The 14,957-nt window shown below is 63.6% G+C and carries 17 protein-coding genes; 8 read left to right on the top strand and 9 right to left on the bottom strand.

The annotated features are described in order from the left end of the window. Positions 1 to 23: 23 nt before the first annotated feature. The 6 genes from hisF to hisB are packed head-to-tail and all read right to left on the bottom strand — an operon-like array spanning position 24 to position 4,175. Positions 24 to 818 (bottom strand): imidazole glycerol phosphate synthase subunit HisF, encoded by a 795-nt coding sequence (gene hisF, locus QQK95_RS23670; protein ID WP_284277055.1) that lies wholly within the window; start codon positions 816 to 818, stop codon positions 24 to 26. Next, entirely contained in the window at positions 815 to 1,651 is an 837-nt protein-coding gene (locus tag QQK95_RS23665) for an arginase family protein (protein ID WP_284276810.1), read from the bottom strand. The genes hisF and QQK95_RS23665 overlap by 4 nt, the downstream gene beginning before the upstream one ends. Continuing rightward, positions 1,648 to 2,397 carry a 1-(5-phosphoribosyl)-5-[(5-phosphoribosylamino)methylideneamino]imidazole-4-carboxamide isomerase gene (gene hisA / locus QQK95_RS23660; protein ID WP_284276809.1) on the bottom strand — a complete coding sequence of 250 codons (750 nt, stop codon included), beginning with the start codon at positions 2,395 to 2,397 and terminating at the stop codon, positions 1,648 to 1,650. Before hisA ends, QQK95_RS23665 begins: the two co-directional genes overlap by 4 nt. Before the next feature lie 46 nt (positions 2,398 to 2,443). After that, positions 2,444 to 3,094: an imidazole glycerol phosphate synthase subunit HisH gene (gene hisH / locus QQK95_RS23655; protein WP_284276808.1), complete on the bottom strand. Its 651-nt coding sequence runs from the start codon at positions 3,092 to 3,094 to the stop codon at positions 2,444 to 2,446. 1 nt (position 3,095) lies between these two features. After that, positions 3,096 to 3,572: a DUF2628 domain-containing protein gene (locus QQK95_RS23650; protein WP_284276807.1), complete on the bottom strand. Its 477-nt coding sequence runs from the start codon at positions 3,570 to 3,572 to the stop codon at positions 3,096 to 3,098. A gap of 3 nt (positions 3,573 to 3,575) precedes the next feature. Further along, positions 3,576 to 4,175 (bottom strand): imidazoleglycerol-phosphate dehydratase HisB, encoded by a 600-nt coding sequence (gene hisB, locus QQK95_RS23645; protein ID WP_010912875.1) that lies wholly within the window; start codon positions 4,173 to 4,175, stop codon positions 3,576 to 3,578. Between the two features lie 237 nt (positions 4,176 to 4,412). On the opposite strand from hisB, the gene hslV reads away from it, so the two are divergent. The 5 genes from hslV (at position 4,413) to QQK95_RS23620 (ending at position 8,618) form a co-directional block, all read left to right on the top strand. Beyond that, positions 4,413 to 4,964 carry an ATP-dependent protease subunit HslV gene (gene hslV / locus QQK95_RS23640; RefSeq protein ID WP_019862614.1) on the top strand — a complete coding sequence of 184 codons (552 nt, stop codon included), beginning with the start codon at positions 4,413 to 4,415 and terminating at the stop codon, positions 4,962 to 4,964. 71 nt (positions 4,965 to 5,035) lie between these two features. Then, complete coding sequence (locus QQK95_RS23635; RefSeq protein WP_284276806.1) at positions 5,036 to 5,572, top strand: GNAT family N-acetyltransferase; 537 nt, start codon at positions 5,036 to 5,038, stop codon at positions 5,570 to 5,572. 3 nt (positions 5,573 to 5,575) lie between these two features. Then, on the top strand, positions 5,576 to 6,175 hold the full coding sequence (locus QQK95_RS23630) for a DUF2585 domain-containing protein (protein ID WP_284276805.1): 600 nt from the start codon (positions 5,576 to 5,578) through the stop codon (positions 6,173 to 6,175). A 4-nt stretch (positions 6,176 to 6,179) separates the two neighbouring features. Next, entirely contained in the window at positions 6,180 to 7,490 is a 1,311-nt protein-coding gene (gene hslU, locus QQK95_RS23625) for an ATP-dependent protease ATPase subunit HslU (RefSeq protein WP_284276804.1), read from the top strand. A 168-nt stretch (positions 7,491 to 7,658) separates the two neighbouring features. Beyond that, complete coding sequence (locus QQK95_RS23620) at positions 7,659 to 8,618, top strand: DUF1402 family protein (protein ID WP_284276803.1); 960 nt, start codon at positions 7,659 to 7,661, stop codon at positions 8,616 to 8,618. A gap of 6 nt (positions 8,619 to 8,624) precedes the next feature. On the opposite strand, the gene QQK95_RS23615 is transcribed toward QQK95_RS23620, so the two are convergent. The 3 genes from QQK95_RS23615 to QQK95_RS23605 form a co-directional block, all read right to left on the bottom strand. Then, entirely contained in the window at positions 8,625 to 9,863 is a 1,239-nt protein-coding gene (locus QQK95_RS23615; protein WP_284276802.1) for an NAD(P)/FAD-dependent oxidoreductase, read from the bottom strand. Continuing rightward, positions 9,860 to 10,174 (bottom strand): MocE family 2Fe-2S type ferredoxin, encoded by a 315-nt coding sequence (locus QQK95_RS23610; RefSeq protein ID WP_284276800.1) that lies wholly within the window; start codon positions 10,172 to 10,174, stop codon positions 9,860 to 9,862. Before QQK95_RS23610 ends, QQK95_RS23615 begins: the two co-directional genes overlap by 4 nt. Positions 10,175 to 10,242: 68 nt before the next feature. Continuing rightward, entirely contained in the window at positions 10,243 to 11,334 is a 1,092-nt protein-coding gene (locus tag QQK95_RS23605) for a fatty acid desaturase family protein (protein WP_284276799.1), read from the bottom strand. 166 nt (positions 11,335 to 11,500) lie between these two features. Between QQK95_RS23605 and QQK95_RS23600 the strand changes: the two genes are divergently transcribed. The 3 genes from QQK95_RS23600 to QQK95_RS23590 all read left to right on the top strand — a co-directional run bounded on the left by QQK95_RS23600 (position 11,501) and on the right by QQK95_RS23590 (position 14,957). Next, positions 11,501 to 12,532 (top strand): LacI family DNA-binding transcriptional regulator, encoded by a 1,032-nt coding sequence (locus QQK95_RS23600; protein ID WP_284276798.1) that lies wholly within the window; start codon positions 11,501 to 11,503, stop codon positions 12,530 to 12,532. 298 nt (positions 12,533 to 12,830) lie between these two features. Then, complete coding sequence (locus tag QQK95_RS23595; RefSeq protein WP_019860851.1) at positions 12,831 to 13,772, top strand: sugar ABC transporter substrate-binding protein; 942 nt, start codon at positions 12,831 to 12,833, stop codon at positions 13,770 to 13,772. A gap of 108 nt (positions 13,773 to 13,880) precedes the next feature. Continuing rightward, positions 13,881 to 14,957, top strand: a complete 1,077-nt coding sequence (locus tag QQK95_RS23590) for an ABC transporter permease (RefSeq protein ID WP_284276796.1) — start codon at positions 13,881 to 13,883, stop codon at positions 14,955 to 14,957.

Raw genomic sequence — 14,957 nt, 5'->3', positions numbered from 1 at the left:
CCCTTTTCTTAGCCGGACAGGCTCTAGGGCCGATCGCCCGAGGAGTCCAGCCGCATCGGCAACCCCGCCGCGGCCATATGCGCCTTGGCCTGGGCGATTGTGTAGGTGCCGAAGTGAAAGATGGAGGCCGCCAGCACCGCGCCGGCATGGCCGTCGCGAATGCCTTCGACCAGGTGATCCAGCGTGCCGACGCCGCCCGAAGCGATGACCGGCGCGCGCACCGCGTCAGCGATCGCACGCGTCAGCGCGATGTCGTAGCCGGCCTTGGTGCCGTCGCGGTCCATCGAGGTCAGCAGGATCTCGCCGGCGCCGCGATCGACCATTTTGCGGGCGAATTCGATCGCGTCGATGCCGGTCTTTTCGCGCCCGCCATGGGTGAAGATCTCCCAGCGGTCGGCCTCGCCGGCACCGGAGACCTTCTTGGCGTCGATGGCGACGACGATGCACTGGTTGCCGAACTTGTCGGCGGCTTCGGCGACGAAATCCGGGTTCTTCACCGCCGCCGTGTTGATCGACACCTTGTCGGCGCCGGCCAGAAGCAGCTTCCTGATGTCGGCGACCTGGCGCACGCCGCCGCCGACGGTCAGCGGCATGAAGCACTGCTCGGCGGTGCGGGCGATGACATCGAAGATGGTTTCACGGTTGTCCGATGAAGCCGTGATGTCGAGAAAGCAGAGCTCGTCGGCACCGGCGGCGTCATAGGCCTTGGCCGCCTCGACCGGGTCGCCGGCGTCGATGAGGTCGACGAAGTTGACGCCCTTGACGACGCGGCCGTCCTTGACGTCGAGGCATGGGATGACGCGGGCTTTCAGCATCAGCGGCCCTCTATCGTGGCGATGAGATCGTTGAGCAGCCGTCCGACCCGCGGCGGCACCTCAGCCTGCGCATCGAAAGCCGGATCGTAAGCGGAAATAGTGATGCCAACGACCGGAACGGCAAGCGCCATGGCGCAGGCCGCGTCGCGCAATTGTCCGGGGCTTGGCCCGCCCGACGTGACGTAGCGATTGGCCTGCAGCTCCTTGGGATCATGAACGTCGAGATCGAGATGCATGTGCACGCTTTTGGCGCCGGCGGCCTTCAGCCTTGCGGTCGCCGATCCCACGCCGGGGCATTCGGTGCGGATCACCGGCAAGGTCTTGAGGAGTTCTTCCTCGGCCGCATCGAGATCGCGGGCATTGACGAGCACGCAGCGCGATGGATCGATCGGCTTGAAGCCTGGAATGGCCCCTGCCATCGGGCGCCAGCACAAGCCAAGCACGGTCGCCAGCGCCATGCCGTCGAGAAAACCGTATATGGAGGTCTCGGGCGTGTTGAGATCGCCATGCTGGTCAGCCCAGATGATCGCATCGGCACCCTCGCCGGCGACCGCGCCGGCTGACGTCAGGCAGTTTCCGGCGAGCACGATGGGGAACCGTCCCCTGTCGATGGCAATGCGGACCTCGCCCGAGACGGCGTTGCAGACGGCAAAGCCGGTTGCGATCTCGCGCTCTTGGTCGTCACCGACCCTGCCGATATCCGCGACCGCGACCTCGTGGCCGGCAATGGTCAGGGCGTCGACCAGGCCGCCTGCAATCAGCGCGTCCGGGCCCTGGCCCATGCCGCCGTGATAGTGGCCGCTGTCATAGGAGGCCAGGATAATGGTGATCTTCACGATTTGGCCTCCGCCGCCGGCCGACCCTTCAGGATCGCCAGCGCCTCGGCCGGATCGATACGGCCGTCATAGAGCGCGCGGCCGGAGATGGCGCCTTCGAGCTTCTGCGCGTCGGGCATGGTCATGCGCACGATGTCGGCGATCGAGGCGAGGCCGCCCGAAGCGATGACCGGGATCGATACGGCCTCGGCGAGGTCGATGGTGGCGTCCCAGTTGATGCCGGTCAGCACGCCGTCGCGGTCGATGTCGGTATAGATGATGGCGGCCACGCCGGCGCCCTCGAATTTCCTCGCCAGCTCGACGACACCGAGGCTCGACGCCTCGGCCCAGCCCTCGACCGCCACCTTGCCGCCCTTGACGTCGATGCCGACGGCCACCTTGCCCGGGAAAGCCTTGCAGGCCTGCCTGACCAGATCGGGATCGCGCACCGCCACCGTTCCGAGGATGACGCGGGCCAGCCCCCGATCGAGCCAGTCCTCGATCTGCGCCAGCGTGCGGATGCCGCCGCCGAGCTGCACCGGGTTCTTCGTCGCCTTGAGGATCGCGCCGACCGCCGCGCTGTTGACGCTCTGGCCCTTGAAGGCACCGTTGAGGTCGACGACGTGCAGCCATTCGAAGCCCTGGTCCTCGAAGGCCTTTGCCTGCGCGGCGGGATCATCGTTGTAGATGGTCGCGGTCGCCATGTCGCCGTGCTTCAGGCGCACGCATTGGCCGTCCTTGAGGTCGATGGCAGGGAACAGGATCACGATTCAGGCACCCTCAACGAAAACCGGTCCACTTTTCGGGATCATGCTAGGGCCTCCAGCGCAGGAAATTGGTGATCAGCGCCAGACCCAGCGCCTGGCTCTTCTCCGGATGGAACTGCGTGCCGACGAGATTGTCGCGGGCGACGGCCGCCGTCACCGGGCCACCATAGTCGGCGACTGCCAGAACCTCGTCCGGCTTTTTCGCGTCGAGATGGTAGGAATGGACGAAATAGGCGTGCAGCCCCGCCGCGCCCGTCGGGATGCCGGCAAACAGCGGATGCTGGCGCCTGAGCTCGATCGTGTTCCAGCCGATCTGCGGGATTTTCAGCGTCGGATCGCTGGGCGTGATCTCCTTGACGTCGCCCGATATCCAGCCGAAGCCATGGGTGATGGTCTTTTCCAGGCCGCGCTCAGACATCAACTGCATGCCGACGCAGATGCCGAGGAAGGGCCGGCCCTTGGCGATCGCGACGTCCTCGACGGCTTCCCACATGCCGTCGACGGCGCGCAGGCCGGCCGCGCAGTCAGCATAGGCGCCGACGCCGGGCAGGACGATGCGGTCGGCCGTGCGCACCCGGCCGGCATCGGCCGTCAGGTCGATTTCGGCCGATATGCCGGCTTCGCGCGCGGCGCGCTCGAAGGCCTTGGTGGCCGAGCGCAGATTGCCCGAGCCGTAGTCGATGATTGCTACCCGCATGTCAGGGTCTTCCCGGGATATGGGTCAGGCCCAACGCCATGCCCGGCTGTGCCGGACGGGCGAGGGCGGCGTCAGGGACGATACGCGGCGGCGGCGCGGCTTCCTCCGCGTGCCCCTCGACGTCCAGCGCATAGCGGATGTCGGCATCATCGAGCCTGCCGGCCTGAACCACGCCCCATTCATGCCAGCCGCGCCGGCGCAGGGCCGCGATGCGCAACCCCTGCCCCTCGAGGCCAACATAGAACGAAACCAGCGTCGACAGCAGCGAACTTGCCACTCCAAGGCCAAGGTTCTGGCCAGCCATCGAAAGCAGGGCCATGACGACGAAGGCAAGTCCGGCCTCGATCCACAACCGGTGCCAGGCAAGCCATAGCGGCGGCACCAGCAGGCCGAGCCAGGTGAAGCCGTCGCGGACAAAGGCCGTTGTGTCGACCTTCTCGCTGCGGCCGGGCGGTTCCATCACGACATAGGTGGCCATGGCCTATCCCTTCAACGATCCCTTGGTGGAGGGAACCGCGTCCGGCTGGCGCGGGTCGGGCTCGAGTGCTGCACGCAGCGCGCGCGCCACCGCCTTGAAGCAGGTCTCGGCGATGTGGTGGTTGTTGGCGCCATAATGGTTGGTGACATGCAGCGTGATGCCGGCATTTTGCGCCAGCGCCTGGAAGAATTCACGCACCAGCTCGGTGTCGAAGGTGCCGATCTTGGGCGACGAGAAGGACACGTTCCAGACCAGGAACGGCCGGCCGGACACGTCGATCGCCGCGCGCGTCAGCGTCTCGTCCATGGCAAGGTCGATCGAGGCGTAGCGCATGATGCCGCGCCGTTCGCCCAACGCCTTGGTCAAGGCCTGGCCGAGCGCAATGCCGGTGTCCTCGACCGTGTGGTGGTCGTCTATGTGCAGGTCGCCCTTGGCCCTCACCGTCATGTCGATCAGCGAATGGCGCGAGAGCTGGTCGAGCATATGGTCGAAGAAGCCGACACCCGTGGCGATATCGGATTTGCCCGAACCGTCGACGTGGACCGACACCGAGATGTCGGTTTCCTTGGTCTTGCGGCTGGCTTCGGCGGAACGGGGCGCCATGACCTTGTCCTTGTCTCAGGGTTTCAAAGCTGCAGAGACGAGCTTCGAACATTCACCGGCTTGAAAACGAAAGCCTTCTATCAGCATGATCCGGCGATTGCCAGTTGCCTCGGACAGCGGTATCGGCCTTGCCGGAGAGGCGATTTGCAATCATTGGTCCCATGCATACATATGGCCGATAAAATCACTCGTACCGCGCCAATCGCCATTTGGGATCGCGCGAATCGGAGCCAATAAATGTCTGATAATCTGACCATGCACGCCACGACCATCGTGACGGTGCGTAAGGGCAACAAGGTGGTGATCGCCGGCGACGGCCAGGTCAGCCTTGGCCAGACCATCATGAAGGGCAATGCCCGCAAGGTGCGCCGCATCGGCAAGGGCGGCAATGTGATTGCCGGTTTTGCCGGCGCCACCGCGGACGCCTTCACGCTGCTGGAACGGCTGGAAGCCAAGCTCGAGCAATATCCCGACCAGCTGACGCGCGCCTGCGTCGAGCTCGCCAAGGACTGGCGCACCGACCGCTATCTGCGCCGGCTGGAGGCGATGATGCTGGTGGCCGACAAGTCGGTCTCGCTGGCGCTGACCGGTACAGGCGACGTGCTCGAACCCGAACATGGGGTCATGGCCATCGGTTCGGGCGGCAATTACGCGCTGGCCGCGGCACGGGCGCTGATGGACACCGACAAGGATGCCGAGGAGATCGCCCGCAAGGCGATGCAGATCGCCTCCGACATCTGCGTCTACACCAACAACAACTTTGTTGTCGAAACGCTCGATGCCGCCTGAGAAGGCGGGCCATGATCCCGAACCGCAGGACCGCGTAAGCGAAAAGTGGAGCCCGGTTTTCGGAGAAGATCATGGCCAAACAAGAAGCTAGCTACGATTTTCGGCCGGTGACCGAAAAAGACCTGCCGATGATCGCCGGCTGGCTTGCCCAGCCGCATCTGGCCGAGTGGTGGAACGATCCGGAGACGGAAATCGCCGAGATTCGCGATCATATCGACTCGATCTCGGTCGAGCCGCTGATCGTCGAACTCGACGGCAAGCCGATCGCCTATCTGCAGAGCTACGACCCGCATCTGGAAGACGACCATCCCTATGCCGACCAGCCGTTCGGCACGCTCGGCATCGATTTGTCGATCGGGCCGCCGGAGCTGGTCGGCATCGGCCATGGCTCGGCCATCGCCAGACAGTTTATCGAGGATCTGTTCGAGGAAGGTGTGCCCCGCGTCATCATTGATCCCAACCCCGCCAACATCAGAGCCATCCGCGCCTATGAAAAAGCCGGATTCCGGGCCATAGACCGCAGGCAATCGGTCTACGGCGACGTCGTGCTGATGGCGATCGATGCCGGAGAAGGCAACGCCGAGGACGATGCGGAAGAGGGGCAATAAAGCATGAACGCATCCGGCGAGGACAAAAACCTCTCGGCCTACGAAAACAGCTGGCGGATGGGATTGCTGATCGTTGCCGGCCTGATCATCGGCCAGGCCGTGACGCTCTATTTGATGGGCCGGACGCCGATCTGCACCTGCGGCTATGTCAAACTCTGGCATGGCGTGGTGAACAGTTCGGAGAATTCCCAGCACATTTCCGACTGGTACACCTTCTCGCACATCATCCACGGCTTCCTGTTCTATGCCTTGGCGAGGTTCCTGTTTCCGCGTTCGCCGATCGGCCTGCGGCTGGCCTTCGCAGTCCTCATCGAGGGCGGCTGGGAGCTGCTGGAGAACAGCCCGTTCATCATCGACCGCTACCGCGCAGGCACCATCTCGCTCGACTATTACGGCGACAGCATCATCAATTCGGTGTCCGACACACTGGCCATGGTGCTGGGATTTGTGATGGCGCGAAGGCTACCTATATGGGTGATCGTCAGCCTCGCCATCCTTTTCGAACTGGGTACCGGCTATCTCATCCGGGACAATCTGACACTCAACGTGATCATGCTGCTGCATCCGTTCGAGGCCATCAAGCAGTGGCAAAGTGGAATTTAGTGATATGAGCACATTTTCTCCCCGCGAAATCGTTTCGGAACTCGACCGCTTCATCATCGGCCAGAAGGACGCCAAGCGCGCCGTGGCCATCGCCTTGCGCAACCGCTGGCGCCGCCAGCAGCTGGAAGGCCAGATGCGCGAAGAGGTGATGCCGAAGAACATCCTGATGATCGGGCCGACCGGCGTCGGCAAGACCGAGATCTCGCGCCGCCTGGCGCGGCTGGCCGGCGCGCCTTTCGTCAAGGTCGAGGCCACCAAGTTCACCGAGGTCGGCTATGTCGGCCGTGACGTCGAGCAGATCATCCGCGACCTGGTCGAGATCGCCATCGGCCTCGTCCGCGAAAAGATGCGCGAGGACGTCAAGGCGCGCGCCCACGTCAATGCCGAGGAACGCGTGCTGGAAGCGCTGGTCGGCAAGACCGCCAGCCCGGCGACGCGCGACAGCTTCCGCAAGAAGCTGCGCGACGGTGAACTCGACGACAAGGAAATCGAGATCGAAGTGGCCGATACCGGCAATGGCGGCATGCCCGGCTTCGAGATCCCCGGCATGCCGGGCGCCAATATTGGCGTGCTGAACATCAACGACATGCTGTCGAAGGCGATGGGCGGCAAGAAGACCAAGTCGCGCAAGACGACGGTGAAGGAATCCTACGATCTGCTGGTCAGCGACGAGTCCGACAAGCTGCTCGACCAGGACGAGGTGGTTCGCCGGGCGCTCGACGCAACCGAAAATGACGGCATCGTCTTCCTCGACGAGATCGACAAGATCGCGGCGAGATCCGACATTTCCGGCGGCCCGTCGCGCGAAGGCGTGCAGCGCGACCTGCTGCCGCTGGTCGAGGGCACCACGGTGGCGACCAAATACGGACCGGTGAAGACGGACCACATACTGTTCATCGCCTCGGGCGCGTTCCATGTCTCGAAGCCGTCCGACCTGTTGCCGGAACTGCAGGGCCGCCTGCCTATCCGCGTCGAACTGCGGGCCCTGGAGAAGCAGGATTTCGTCCGCATCCTGACCGAGACGGAAGCGAGCCTGATCAAGCAGTATATCGCGCTGATGAAGACCGAGGGGGTCGACCTGACCTTCACCGACGACGCCATCGATTCACTGGCCGGCATTGCCGTCGACCTCAATGACAGTGTCGAGAATATCGGCGCCCGGCGGTTGCAGACGGTGATGGAGCGGGTGCTGGACGAGATTTCGTTTGACGCGCCAGACCGCAACGGCACATCGGTCACCATCGACGCCGCCTATGTGGAAAAGCATGTCGGCGACCTCTCGCGAAACACAGATTTGTCGCGATTCATCCTTTAAAGCACGGCGCCGGCTGGTCCGGCGCCGGTTCAGGCAACCGGCAGAACAATCATGTGTGGCCAGATGGTACCATCTGGCCACCTTTCGACCTGCCGGGTGAAGGGGCGCTCTCGACTCGACCCAGAGCACTACCCTAGTTTGCGCGGCAATACCTCTAGGCGGCGGCGCATGAAAAAACTCATTCTGGTCATTCTCGGCTTGACGCTGGCGGCGACGCTGTTCGCCGCCGATGCGGCGACATTGGTGCCGCCGGGAAACCGCAACGCCGAGCAGCCCGACATTCCCGGCGCCTCGAGCCGGCGCACGCAGGCAACCAACACCACGTTCCAGGCGAAATACCGCAAGGTCTATGCCTTGCTGCAGAACGACCCAGACCTGCGCGGCAAGATCAAGAAGGCCGCTGCCGCCTATGGCATCGATCCGATGCATATCGTCGGCGCCATCGTCGGCGAGCACACCTACAATGTCGACGCCTATGACCGGCTGCAGACCTATTACGTCAAGGCGATCTCCTATCTCTCCAGCAAGCTGTCCTTCGCCTATGAAGGCGAGGACATCACCGATTTCGTGCAGCGGCCGGAATTCAAGAAATGCGCCGGGATGTCGGACAGCTACGACCTGTGGGAATGCCGCGAACAGGTCTGGAACCATTCGTTTCGCGGCAAGAACGTCGGCGGCGAGGACTTTCCCGACGACCGTTTCGGCGCCACCTTCTTCCAGCCCTACTATGCCGGGCAGACTTTCGGGCTCGGCCAGCTCAACCCGCTGACCGCGCTGCAGATGAGCGATCTCGTGCACAAGGTGTCGGGCCTGCCGAAGCTCGATGTCGGCGACCCCAATTCGGTCTACAAGACCATCATGGATCCCGACCTGACGCTGCCTTATGTCGCCGCGACGATCAGGAAATCCATCGATGCCTACAAGAGCATCGCCGGCTTCGACATTTCGGGCAATCCGGGGCTGACCGCCACGCTCTACAATGTCGGCAATCCGGAGCAGCGCGCCTATGCGCTGAAGGCGGAAAACGACAAGCGCCATGCCGCGGGCGAGCCGGAAAAACTGCCGGAGGAGAATTATTACGGCTGGCTGGTCAACGACAAGCTGCCGGAGCTGAAGGCGCTGTTCTAGATCGTTTCACGCCGCGAGCAACGATTTCAGCTTGACGGCCTGTGATCCCAGCGCTTCCGGCGCCGGCTTGGCTTGCTTGCCGATCAGCATTTCGGCCAGCCGGATGTCGCGGGCGACCGCGTTGCCGGGGCCGATGCCGCTGGCCGCCACGAGCCTGCCGTCCTCGGCCAGATGGAAGAGGATGAAGGCGCCGTCCCCGAGATCGCGGCGCACAGTGCTTTTGCCTTCGTCCGAAAGCCCAGCGATCTGCAGGGTGAGCCCGTACTGATCCGACCAGAACCACGGCACCGCCGCATGCGCCTCGCCGGCGCCGAGCATGTTTTTCGCGGCAAGCGCGCCTTGCTCCTGCGCATTGCGCCAGGCCTCGAGCCGCACGCGGCGCCCGCCATAGACGGCGAGCGGGAACGAACAGCAGTCGCCGGCGGCGAAGATGTCGGGATCGCTGCTGCGCAGCTCGGTATCGACCGTGACGCCATTGTCGATGGCCAGGCCGGCTTCGGCAGCGAGCCCGGTCACCGGCACGGCGCCGATGCCTATAATGGCAAGATCGGCAGTGATTTCGCGCCCGCCGGCAAGCGTCACGCGCACTTGCCTGCCGTCGTCGGCGATGGAAGCGATACCGTCGCCGCACAGTATGTCGACGCCTTCGGTGACATGCGCCTGATGGATGATTTCGGCGATCTCGGCCGGAACGCCACGCATCAGGATGCGCGGCTGCGCCTCGATGACGGTGACCGAGGCGCCGAGCTTGCGGGAAGCGGCGGCGAGTTCCAGGCCGATGAAGCCGCCGCCGATGACGGCAATGCGGTTTCCGGCGCTGAGATGGCCGCGAATGGCCAGCGCATCGGCGAAGGTTCTGAGGTACACGCAGCGCGCGCCAAGGCCAGGCATCGGCAGCTTGCGCGGGGTCGAGCCGGTCGCCAGCAGGAGCTTGTCGTAAGGCAGCACCGAACCGTTTGACAGGCGCACATTATGCGCCGCGCGATCGATCGCTACGGCCTGGACGGAATGGATATGCCGGATCGAGTTCTCGGCCAGCATCGCATCGCTGGCGATCGCCTTGATTTCCGGCGCGTCGCCGGCCATCGCCTCCTTGGACAGAGGCGGGCGTTCGTAGGGCGGATGCGGCTCGTCGCCGACCAGCGTCACCGGCCCGCCATAGTCGAGGTCGCGCAGCGTGAGCGCTGCCCGCCCGCCGCATTCGCCGGCACCGATGATGATCATTCCCCGCGCCATCTCCGTCATCCGATCTGAACGAGCACTTTGCCGGCGTCGACCTTGACCGGATAGGTTTTCAGGTTGACGCAGGCCGGGGCGCCCCTGGCCGCGCCGGTCTTGTAGTTGAAGCGGCCGTTGTGCTTGGGGCATTCGATGACGTCGTCCATCACCAGACCGTCGGCCAGATGCACCTTCTCATGCGTGCAAAGCCCGTCCGTGGCGAAATATTCGTCGTCGGGGCTGCGATAGATGGCGAAGGTGCGCCCGCCATGATCGAAGCGCATCACATCCTCTTCATCGATGTCGTCGGCAGCACAGGCCTCGACCCAGTCGCTCATTCGGTCCTCCCAAAAGCAATTCCCTAAGGAATTGCGCTGAAACAAAGAGTCTAGATGGTTCGCCGCGATCATTCCGCTGCTGCGGCGACGGCATCGCCGTGGAATTCCTCGCGGTACGGCCTGGCGGTCGGCGGCAGTTCGCGCTTGAGGAAATAGTCCTCGTTGCGCAGCTGTCGCAGGAAGACCGGGATCATCTCGCGGTAGCCGGCCAGGATCGACGGCGTCGGCGCCGGCAGATCGTGCTTGATCAGTTCATGCAGCCTGGGCAGCGCGTGATAGGGCACCATCGGGAACATGTGATGCTCCACATGGTAGTTCATGTTCCAGTAGATGAAGCGGCTGATCGGGTTCATGTAGACGGTGCGGCTGTTCAGCCGATGGTCGATGACATTGTCGGCCAGGCCGCCATGCTGCAGCAGGCCGACCATGACATGATGCCAGGCGCCATAGAGCCTGGGCAGGCCGACCAGCATCAAGGGCAGGAACGAGCCGGAATAGAGCGCCAGAGCGATTGTTACGGCATAGATCGCGGTCCAGATGCGGGCGATGCGGATCGCCCTGCCCTGTTCCTGCTCGGGAATGAAAGTCTTTTCGGCGGCGCTGATGTTGCCGGCGGCGTTGCGCAGCATGTCCGACATCGCGTGCCAGGCATCGAGCACGCCGACAAAGCCTAGGAGGGCACGCACCAGGTCCGGCGGCCGCATGACCGAAATTTCCGGATCGCGGCCGACGATGATGGTGTCGGTATGATGGCGCGTGTGGCTCCAGCGCCAGGTCACCGGATTGCGCATGATCATGAAGCAGGCGATCTGATAGACCGCATCGTTCATCCATTGTGTCCGGAACGCCGTACCGTGGCCGCATTCGTGCCAGCGTGAATCCGTCGATGAACCGTAGAGGACGCCGTAGACGAAGAAGAACGGCACGCACCACCAACTGCCCCAGAACCAGGCACCGCCGGCGCCGCTGGCGATGAGCGCGGCGAGCCAGATCGCGGTGTCGCGGATCGCCGGCCCGTCGGAGCGCTGCATCAGCTCCTTCATCTGCTTGCGGGACACATCGGTGTGATACCACTCGGCCGCCGACAGGCCGTTTTCCACCGCGAGTTTGGCGTCGCGGCCGATCAGGCTGTAGTCACGCCGGGACGGCGCAGCGGTCATGATTGCCTCCTCGGCAAGGCACTCGCCCAGCCGAATGCCGGTGGCCCATATGCCTCCCGTCCTGAAAATACCGCTTGCCCATGATAGACTCAATATCACAAAGATAGTTTCTATCATTTCCTATCAGAATGATGTACCGTGCCGCCAAACGGAACCGAGGACGATCATGGCGAAACGGCCGACCATTACAGATCTGGCGCGCATCTCCGGCGTCAGCGTCGCCACGGTGGACCGCGTGCTCAACAATCGCCTGCCGGTGCGTGAGGAGACCGCGCGACGCGTCTATGAGACCGCGACCGAGATCGGCTATCACGCGGCCGGCCTGATCAAGCAGCGGATGCGCCATGAATTGCCGGAGTACCGGCTCGGCTTCCTGCTCTTGCGAGGCAACGATGTCTTCTACGGCGATTTCGCAGCGGAGCTCGAACTGGCGGTGTCGCAATCGCAGCGGTTCCGCGGCGCCGCAACCATCGACTTCGCCAGTTCCCTTGTCCCCGACGAGATCGCCGCCCAGATGCGCAGGCTGGCGGCAAGATCGAGGGCCATCGCCGTTGTCGGCCCGGACCATCCGACCCTGACGGCGGCGGTCGAGGCGTTGAAGGCCAGAGGGCAACCGGTCTTCTCGCTGCTGTCCGACTTTGCCGCCGGTATCCGCGAGGGCTATGTCGGCCTTGATAACCGCAAGGTCGGCCGCACCGCGGCCTGGATGATCGCCAGGGCGGCGCGGCGGCCTGGCAAGGTCGCCCTCTTCGTCGGCAGCCATCGCTTCCATGGCCACGAGTTGCGCGAGATCGGCTTCCGTTCTTTCTTCCGCGAGCATGCACCCGACTTCAGCGTGCTGGAAACGCTGGTCAATCTGGAAGCGAACCAGGTAACCCATGATGCGATGATCGATCTCCTGGCGCGTTATCCGGATCTTGCCGGCTGCTACGTCGCGGGCGGTGGTATGGAAGGCGCTGTCTCAGCGCTGCGGGCGGCAAGGCCCGCAAATATGCCGGTGGTCGTCTGCAACGAGATCAACGCCGAGTCGCGCGCGGCGCTCGCCGACAATATCCTCACCATGGTGATCTCGACGCCGCTGGCCGCGCTCTGCCGCGAACTGGTCGATCGGATGGTGCATGCCATCGAAGCCGGCGCGGCCAACGCGCCTGGCCAGACCTTCCTGCCCTTCGACATCTATCTGCCGGAAAATATCTGACCTTTCGCGGGCGGGAACAGCCGCCGGGAATGATAGAATCCATCAGAGCGATCCGAAAATCCGGCGGTAGGCCACGGAATCGCCCTTGACGTTCCGCTGGAATGGAATAAATATTTCACCAACTGTACATTTTGGTTCTTTCGTTCCGGAACGTCTGTTTCAGACGGAGGCTTGGCGTTCCAGCCCAGACAGGGAATGCCACACGGAGCGAAGCGATATCAGGGAGAGATTCCCCGGGGAGATCGGGGATTCCGGATAAATCGGTGCAACCGGACACCAAACGTGGAGGAGAGATACAATGAAGAAACTGCTTTTGGGCGTCGCCTTCGCGGCGCTGATGAGTTCATCGGCTTTTGCCGCCAAGATCGGCGTATCGATGGCCAAGTTCGATGACAACTTCCTCACCGTGCTGCGCAACGGCATGATCGCCCAGGCCAAGGGCATGAGCGGCGTCGAACTGCAGGTCGAAGACGCACAGAACGACGTTGCCAAGCAACTCGACCAGATCAAGAACTTCGCGGCTTCGGGCGTCGACGCCATCATCGTCAACCCGGTCGATACGTCCGCCACGCAGGCGATGTCGGACGCTGCGGCTGCCGCCAAGATCCCGCTGGTCTATGTCAACCGCGAGCCGGTCAATGTGAACTCGCTGCCCGACAACCAAGCCTTCGTCGCCTCGAACGAAGCCGATTCCGGCACGCTCGAGACCAAGGAAGTCTGCCGCCTGTTCAAGGAAGCCGGCAAGAAGGAAGCCAATGTCTATGTGATCATGGGCGAGCTTTCCAACCAGGCCGCCGTGCAGCGCACCAAGGACATCGAAGAGGTGATCGCCACGCCGGACTGCAGCTTCATCAAGATCATCGACAAGCAGACCTCGAACTGGAACCGCGACGAGGCGCAGAACCTGATGACCAACTGGCTGTCGACCGGCAAGAAGTTCGACGGCGTCATCGCCAACAATGACGAAAGCGCCATCGGCGCCATCCAGGCGATGAAGGCCGCCAACATCGACATGAAGTCGGTTGTCGTCGGCGGCGTCGACGCCACGCAGGACGCGCTGGCGGCCATGCAGGCCGGCGACCTCGACGCAACCGTGTTCCAGGACGCGGCCGGCCAGGGCGCGGGCGCGCTGGACGCGGCGCTGAAACTGTCCAAGGGCGAGAAGGTCGAGCACAAGGTCTACGTGCCGTTCCAGCTTGTGACCCCGGCAAACATCGACAAGTTCCTGAAGAAGAACTGAGCCGCGGACATAGGGGGAGCGGCGCTCGCGCAAAAGGCAGCGCCGCTCCCCTTCCCTCGGCGCCTGAAGGCGCTCGAGGCGTGATCGTGGCTGACGGAGGATAGAAGATTGGCACAGACATCTCATGGCGTCGGAGGGCTCACCTACGATGCGAAGAAGCGCGCCTGGCCGGCCGAATTCAACGTTTTCCTGGCGCTCGTCATTCTCGTCGTCATCTTCGAACTGATCGGCCGCATCTTTCTGGGCGACAGTTTCCTGTTCAACACCCGCAGCGACGTGTCGGGGATCTTCAATGAGGCCCGGCTGCAGATCATCATCCTGCAGGTGTCGATCGTCGGCATCATCGCCATTGGCGTGACGCAGGTGATCATCTGCGGCGGCATCGACCTGTCTTCCGGTTCGATCGTCGGCGCGACCGCGATGATCGCCATGAGTTTCGCCCAGGTGGCGACCGTCAACGGCAATCCCAACCCGAAGGCAATGTTCCTGGCGCAGGGCTGGACGGACCTGCCCGTCATCGTGCCGCTGCTGGTGGCGATCGGCTGCGGGCTGCTCGCCGGCCTCGTCAATGGCTCCTTGATCGCCTACACGCGCATTCCGCCCTTCATCGCCACGCTCGGCATGATGGTGACCGCGCGCGGCATCGCCAAATGGTGGTCGAAGGGCCAGCCGATCTCCTTTCCCACCGACAGTTTCGCCGCGATCGGCAAGGGCCTTATGCCCGTCATCATCTTCCTGTCGCTGGCCGTGCTGTTCCAGCTCATCATGACCTACACACGCTACGGCAAGCATTGTTACGCGATCGGCTCCAACGAGGACGCCGCGCGCATGTCCGGCATCAAGATCGCCAACCACAAGATCCTGGTCTACGTCATCGCCGGCATTCTCGCCTCGCTCGCCGCCGTGGTGCTCTCGTCCAAGAACCTCACCGCCCAGGCCGGCATGGGGGTGATGTATGAACTCGACGCCATCGCCATGGCGGTCATCGGCGGTGTCTCGCTGTCGGGCGGCCGCGGCTCGATCATCGGCACGGTGATCGGCTCGCTGATCTTCGGCGTCATCATCTCCGGCTTCACCTTTCTGCGCCTCGACGCCTACTACCAGGAGATGGTCAAGGGCGTGATCATCGTCGGTGCGGTCGTTCTCGACCAGTGGCGCCAACGCCTGCGGGCATTGAGGGCTTGA

Origin of the sequence: Mesorhizobium huakuii (genome assembly GCF_030160235.1) — a bacterium.
In the GTDB taxonomy this organism is placed as follows: Bacteria; Pseudomonadota; Alphaproteobacteria; order Rhizobiales; family Rhizobiaceae; genus Mesorhizobium; species Mesorhizobium huakuii.
Note: the sequence above shows the minus strand (reverse complement) of the source record. Positions and strands in the feature narration are given on the sequence as shown.